The 6,014-nt window shown below is 36.4% G+C and carries 6 protein-coding genes and 1 pseudogene; 3 read left to right on the plus strand and 4 right to left on the minus strand.

Translation table 11 applies throughout. The annotated features are described in order from the left end of the window. Nucleotides 1-132: 132 nt before the first annotated feature. From repM (JMX63_RS14160) to JMX63_RS14175, 4 genes are all read right to left on the minus strand, one after another. Nucleotides 133-846, minus strand: a complete 714-nt coding sequence (repM, locus tag JMX63_RS14160) for a replication initiation protein RepM (RefSeq protein ID WP_201573125.1) — start codon at nt 844-846, stop codon at nt 133-135. 55 nt (nt 847-901) lie between these two features. After that, on the minus strand, nt 902-1,156 hold the full coding sequence (locus JMX63_RS14165; protein ID WP_201573127.1) for a hypothetical protein: 255 nt from the start codon (nt 1,154-1,156) through the stop codon (nt 902-904). Nucleotides 1,157-1,205: 49 nt separating this feature from the next. Beyond that, a complete protein-coding gene (gene repM / locus JMX63_RS14170) occupies nt 1,206-2,156 on the minus strand; it encodes a replication initiation protein RepM (protein ID WP_201573129.1) in 951 nt (316 codons plus the stop codon). A 606-nt stretch (nt 2,157-2,762) separates the two neighbouring features. Further along, on the minus strand, nt 2,763-3,149 hold the full coding sequence (locus JMX63_RS14175) for a hypothetical protein (protein ID WP_201573131.1): 387 nt from the start codon (nt 3,147-3,149) through the stop codon (nt 2,763-2,765). A gap of 574 nt (nt 3,150-3,723) precedes the next feature. On the opposite strand from JMX63_RS14175, the gene JMX63_RS14180 reads away from it, so the two are divergent. The 3 genes and pseudogenes from JMX63_RS14180 to JMX63_RS14795 form a co-directional block, all read left to right on the plus strand. Beyond that, nucleotides 3,724-4,563, plus strand: a complete 840-nt coding sequence (locus JMX63_RS14180) for a DNA adenine methylase (RefSeq protein ID WP_201573134.1) — start codon at nt 3,724-3,726, stop codon at nt 4,561-4,563. Next, on the plus strand, nt 4,556-5,851 hold the full coding sequence (locus JMX63_RS14185) for a type II restriction enzyme (protein WP_201573136.1): 1,296 nt from the start codon (nt 4,556-4,558) through the stop codon (nt 5,849-5,851). Before JMX63_RS14180 ends, JMX63_RS14185 begins: the two co-directional genes overlap by 8 nt. A gap of 54 nt (nt 5,852-5,905) precedes the next feature. Next, nucleotides 5,906-6,014 (plus strand): annotated as a pseudogene (locus tag JMX63_RS14795) (transposase); the annotation flags it as partial.

The following is a 6,014-nucleotide window of genomic DNA, read 5'->3' on the forward strand; positions in this document are numbered from 1 at the left end:
CCAAAAAGTGGTCGATGCCAATCCGTAACTGGACGTCTGCTCTGAATCGTTTTATGATTATGTTTGATGACCGTATCAGCAAGCATTTAATCTAAACGGCAGTTACACAGAATTCGGGATGGTCTCTGATATCTAGGTATTTTCTTTCATTTCAATTTTAAATGTAAAACCGCTAATAGTGCGTACCTTCTTATGTTGCTCATAACTGACTTGGATATCCGTATGCTCGTTGATTTGGGCAATTGAATAATCAAGAACCTGCCTTTTAAAATCAAACATACGCTTGTATTCACCTTCTAAAATACCTAACTTATCTCTTAACTGTTCTAAACTTACTCTTGGCGTTTCACCAGTACGGTGTAAAGTAGTCAAAAGCTCATATAAACATATTGTATGAGCATTACTAAGACTACCCACCTTTCTTATATCGTAGCTCGTAAGGTGTTGCTCTAACTCATCTATTGATGAAATAACAGCAGGAGTTAGGTTTAAAGCGACTGTTTCCGTTTCATTCAAGTAAGCTATATCAATCACCCAATGGCTAGTTCTATGCCAAAGACTTTCGTTATTAGCTTTTTCGGTGTAGCTAAACTGACGTTTAAAAAGGCTTCTACAAGTATCTTGCATTAGGCAGTATGCGGACTTTTTAGGTACATCGAACATATTTGCGTATCTTTCTGCCGATAGCTCAATGCGCTTACCTAATAAGTGCTCTAAATCAGTCGTATGAAGCAGCTCCTTAGCTGTTATTAGAGCAAGTAGCAATAACCTGTTTTCAGATAGGTTAAGGCTGTAACTAGCACTAATTAACGCACTCTCTTTTACTGGTAGATTTGTTACCGCCATAGAATAAAACTCCTAACCTCTAATTCGATTGCTTGTGAAATAAAGAAAAACCTTACTATTCCAGCATATCTGCTAAAAATTCTAATAGTACAGGTAGATCAAATTCTCCTTCCGCAAAGCCATACTTCTCACACTCGTCAGGAATAATGACTGTTTGACCAGCAAACCTTGAGTCTTCGCTAATAATACGTAACGTGCTAACCAGCTCGTCTCGTACTACTGCTGGTATTTGGGAGTCCAGCAACTCATTATCATCTTCTTCTACTGATAACTTGCTAATATTGATTGTCAAATTCTCTATTTTTATCATAGTTATAAGCCTTTAAAAAATGTTTATAGATTAGGTTCGTTTCAGTTATCTAATACTCAAGATAATCTCTAATTGGACGCTTCTTAAACTGTGAAGCGTCTTTTTTTAGGCGATTAATCATCTCAAACTCCCATCCTTGCTGCGACTGCCCAGCTGGGCTAGTCGGGGTTACTAAATGATTGTACTCCGCCATAAAAGCAGGATTGCGAACGATACGCCCTAGCTGTTTATCATTTAGCCCTTCAATCGTGAACATATCAGCAGTATCAACATCACGCAGCTTATCTGCTTTATCGGTTTTAGCTTTTGGATTTTCATGAACAGTGAACTTAAAACCTATAATTGTTCGCCCCTGCTTCACGTTCTCATACTTGACTTTAAGGTCTGATTTTTCGTTAATCTCATCTGTAGCAAGATCTAAAACGCGTTTCTTAAAATCGTTCATTCTCTTGTATTCATTGATTCCTAAGCCCATCTGGTTTCTAAAAACTTCTAACTGAAAGCATGGAGTTTTTTTGGCTGCGCGCCATTGCGTCAGTAGCTCATAAAGGCGTACTGAATAAACACTATCAAACTGTGTCGTTTGCTCTAGCAAATATGAGGTAAAAAACTGTTCTAAACCATTGATACGGCTTATACCTTCTACAACAGCAAGAGTAAATACTAGGTCTATTGCACCCTCACCATCATGATATTGTACCTGCTGCAACCAACGGCTTTTAATGGGCTTGCCGTTATCATCAAGGTAGGTAAAACGTCTGTTGAATAAGGTTTCTTCAGCCTCTTTCATGCGCTTATAGCCATTTTGCCGTGTAGTTCCAAATACCTCTGCATAGCGAGTGGCATCAATTCGTAACGGCTTGTCTGTGCTTAATCCCGTGGCTGTTTCTCTAGCATCAACTATGGCCAACTGAATAATACGTACCTCAGCCAGTGATAAGGTTTGTAACGCCTGATTTAATTGATTGGTTTTAACTACTAAATTTGTCTTTGGTTTCATCCTTGTTCCTTAAGTCACTTCAACCTATACTCTATAGGTGACATTATACAAACTGTCACTATTGGGACAAGAAATAATTTGTCTCATAATGGTAACTAAACGTCACCTTATGGGTAACTAAACGTCACCTTATGGGTAACTAAACGTCACCTTATGGGTAACTAAACGTCACCTTATGGAGTCTGTAGGCTAATGGAATCAAGGCTTACAGCGTGTCTAAAAGCATTTAAAAGCTATTAAAAGCATTAAAAGCCTTTTTGGTTGTTGATAACTCTAAAAGCTAAAAGAAAAAAGCACTGATTTAATCAAAAAAACACTCACACCAACTTCAGCAATAGTTATTTAAGGTCAGTACAAATATAAGTCATTCAATGGTAACTAAACGTCCTTGAATAAGTATCTATTGTTATTCAAGGTCAAGATATAAATAGTGTCCTTTAATGGTAACTAAACGTCCTTGAATGGACTCTACAGCCCTTTACTATCAAGGCTTACAGCGTGTCTAAAAGCATTAAAATCCTTTTTGGTTGTTGATAACTAAAAAAACAAACAGAAGAAAAGAGCCAAAAACTGCTATTGATAACTTAAGTTATCAATAGCATTACTCTAATCGTTCTCTGAAGAAGAAAAGAGATAGTTTAATTCTTCTGTAGTTATATCTTCATAGCTAGTATCAAAGTCTTTTTTGCTGGTTGATTTTCCCTTAACAATATCCCTAAGTTTGGACATTGATACAGATGGTTTTTTTGCTTCAGTGCTGAACGTAGGATTAACTCCATTCCCATCAGCAACTTTATTGTCTTTACTATCTTCAGCTGATAAAGCGTTTTTGTTAGCATGATAACTTTTTCGGATTGCTTCATAGGTGACGGTTATCTTAAATTTGTCTTCAATCATTTTTCTTACTTCGTGAAAAGTATGATTGGTAGTTTCATCATCGTATGTATGAACCAAAAAACGTATTGCTTGTTTAGTTAGCTTGGATTTAGCCATACGTTACCCCTTTAGTTAGTTTAGATAAGACCATACAACCAAATACAACTTAAAACAACCTAAGACAACCTAAGACAACTTAAAACAACCAAGTTTTGTAAAAGAATCTAATCAAACAACCTAAGACAACTTAAAACAACTTAAAACAACCTAAGACAACTTAAGGCTCTTATCCAAGTAGCTTAGGTATGTCTTTTTACCTATTTTATTTGATTGCAGGATAGGCGATAGCCGACAAAATGACCCCATTTGTCTATCGCAGGATAGGCGATAGCCGACAAAATGACCCCATTTGTCTATCGCAGGATAGGCTTACGCCGACAAAATTATATATTTTGGAATAGGTGATAATTTGTTGCTCGTAGGCTGTTGGTTCATATAGTTGACTTGAAGAAGCTATCCGCTGTCATTTTTCTTACTTTACCAACCGTCAATCTGTCATAGTTAGAAGATGAAGCCTAGGTTTATCTGCTTGGATGTCTTCGAGCGTCCATGTCAATTGATGATAAAAACAAAGATGATGTTATGATAGCGAGCGAATAACCTAGATATAATTTGAAGAAAGAGGTAAAAAGTGGCAAGAGCCAAAAATAAGTTAGTTATGCCATTCTTGAAGTGGGTGGGTGGTAAGCGACAGCTGATGACCGACATTGAACCTTTGATCCCTAGTAATATCTCTACATACTATGAACCGTTTATAGGTGGTGGTGCTGTACTTTTTAATCAGCAGCCTAAAAAAGCTGTGGTCAATGATTATAATTCTGAACTAATTAACGTATATGAAGTGGTCAAGGACAACGTAGAAGAGTTAATAAAAGATTTATCCAAACATCAAAATGAAGCTGAATATTTTTACAGTATTCGAGCCCAAGATAGACAAGAAGGTTTTGAACAGCTATCTGCATTAGAACGTGCATCAAGGGTAATATATCTTAATAAAACCTGCTTTAACGGACTTTACAGAGTAAATAGCTCTGGTGAATTTAACACACCATTCGGACGCTATAAAAATCCTAATATTATTAATGAGACCGTATTACGAGCTGTTAGCAGGTACTTAAATGACAATGATATACAGCTGTTAAGCGGTGATTTTGAGGATGCTTTAAAAGGTGCGCGTAAAGGTTCTTTTGTTTACCTTGATCCACCATACGACCCAGTATCAAAAAGCTCCAACTTCACAGGGTATGTTGAAGGAGGATTTGGCTCTGAGCAACAGGAAAGAATAAGGGATGTTTGCGTTAAACTAAACCAAAAAGGTATAAGATTTTTACTTTCAAACTCAGCCACGCCTTTTATAAAAGACTTGTATAAAGATTTTGAAATAATAGAGGTTGGCGCTAAGCGCCATATAAACTCTGTAGCTAGTAAACGTGGTTCTGTTACAGAGGTATTGGTAAGAAATTATGACTAAAGCTAGAAAAAAACTAAGTGTTAATGAGGCTTGGGAGATACTTTTTTCAGAGCTGTCTATTATTGAAAGGATAGAAAGTGATGGTGTGTTTGAGATTTCTTCAAAGACGATCAACAGATATCATGAAGCAAGACTAATGGCGAAGTTTGATTTCCGAGCAAAACGCCCTAAAATTTTTATTGAACACGGTCTGTCTATTCTACCCATAACTACTGGAACTTATGTAATCGGTAAGTTCCATGTATATGAAGATATTCTCTACGACAGTAAGTTAGAAACGATAGGGGCAAATAAGCTACCCGATCATATAACAGCTATTGATATTGAAAATATTAGTAGTGAAACAACTGCTCTTTTATGTGCAAACGCATGCGGTATATTAACCTCATTTTTTGAAGAAGATTACATTACACACGTAATTGGTGGAAGAATGAGGACAGGGGATTTCCGTCTTCAGCTAAGTAACGTAAGTCTTTCAGTATCAAGCTCTCAAATCGAAATAGATGGTGGTTTTGAGTCTGAAAGCTGCATATACCTTATTGAAGTTAAAAATCTTATGCACGATAACTTCTTAGTAAGGCAGGTTTACTATCCTTATAGGGCATGGACTGCAAAGCTTGAAGAGCAAAATATAGATAAGAAAGTACGGAATATTTTTTTAACCTATTCCGATGGCGATTTCTATTTACGGGAATATGAATTTGAGCAATTAGAGAAACCTGAATCTATTAAGATGGTTAAAGAGGCAAAATATAGCATTATAAAAGACTCTTTAAGCTTAGAAAAACTCCAATATATAACGGACAATACTACAATAGTAGAAGACCCCAACTCTCCTTTTCCTCAATCGGATGATTTGAATAAAGTAATCAACCTATGTGAATTACTTTATCTAAAAAATGAAAGCATGACTAAGGCAGAGATTTCAGAAGAGTTTGGTTTCGTGATAAGGCAAGCAAGTTACTATGGCACAAGTACCAATTACCTCGATTTAACAACCTATGAAGATCAAAAATACAATCTGACAAAAAAAGGTGAAAAAATATTTGGGTTACCTTTACAACAAAGACAATTCGAGCTAGTAAGCCTTATCTTGGCTCATGAACCCTTTAATATAGTTATGAAAGACTATTTGCAACAAGGTGAACGCCCTTCTACGAATAGGATTCAAGAACTAATAAGGCACTGTAAACTCTACAATGTTGGTAAAGAAACAACAACTTTTCCTCGAAGGTGTAAGACGGTAATTAGCTGGATAGACTGGATATTTGATAGGGTTGATATCTGAGAGTTTCCCAAACTTTGTGTAACTGCTTATAATCCACTAACAGGAGAATAAGCAATGACTAACCAATCTGACATCAAGAAACTGGCTGAGCAAATGGCCAGCAGCATGAAAAGCTTCGATGACATCAAAGACTTTCAAAAGCAGCTCATGCAGTCCTCGATGA

This window comes from Psychrobacter nivimaris, assembly GCF_904846365.1.
Classification (GTDB): Bacteria; Pseudomonadota; Gammaproteobacteria; order Pseudomonadales; family Moraxellaceae; genus Psychrobacter; species Psychrobacter nivimaris_B.

What these genes read in the sequence shown, in the direction of transcription:
- JMX63_RS14175 (WP_201573131.1), bottom strand. Translation starts at nt 3,149, where the DNA reads ATGGCTAAATCCAAGCTAACTAAACAAGCAATACGTTTTTTGGTTCAT.
- JMX63_RS14185 (WP_201573136.1), top strand. Translation starts at nt 4,556, where the DNA reads ATGACTAAAGCTAGAAAAAAACTAAGTGTTAATGAGGCTTGGGAGATA.
- repM (WP_201573129.1), bottom strand. Translation starts at nt 2,156, where the DNA reads ATGAAACCAAAGACAAATTTAGTAGTTAAAACCAATCAATTAAATCAG.
- repM (WP_201573125.1), bottom strand. Translation starts at nt 846, where the DNA reads ATGGCGGTAACAAATCTACCAGTAAAAGAGAGTGCGTTAATTAGTGCT.
- JMX63_RS14165 (WP_201573127.1), bottom strand. Translation starts at nt 1,156, where the DNA reads ATGATAAAAATAGAGAATTTGACAATCAATATTAGCAAGTTATCAGTA.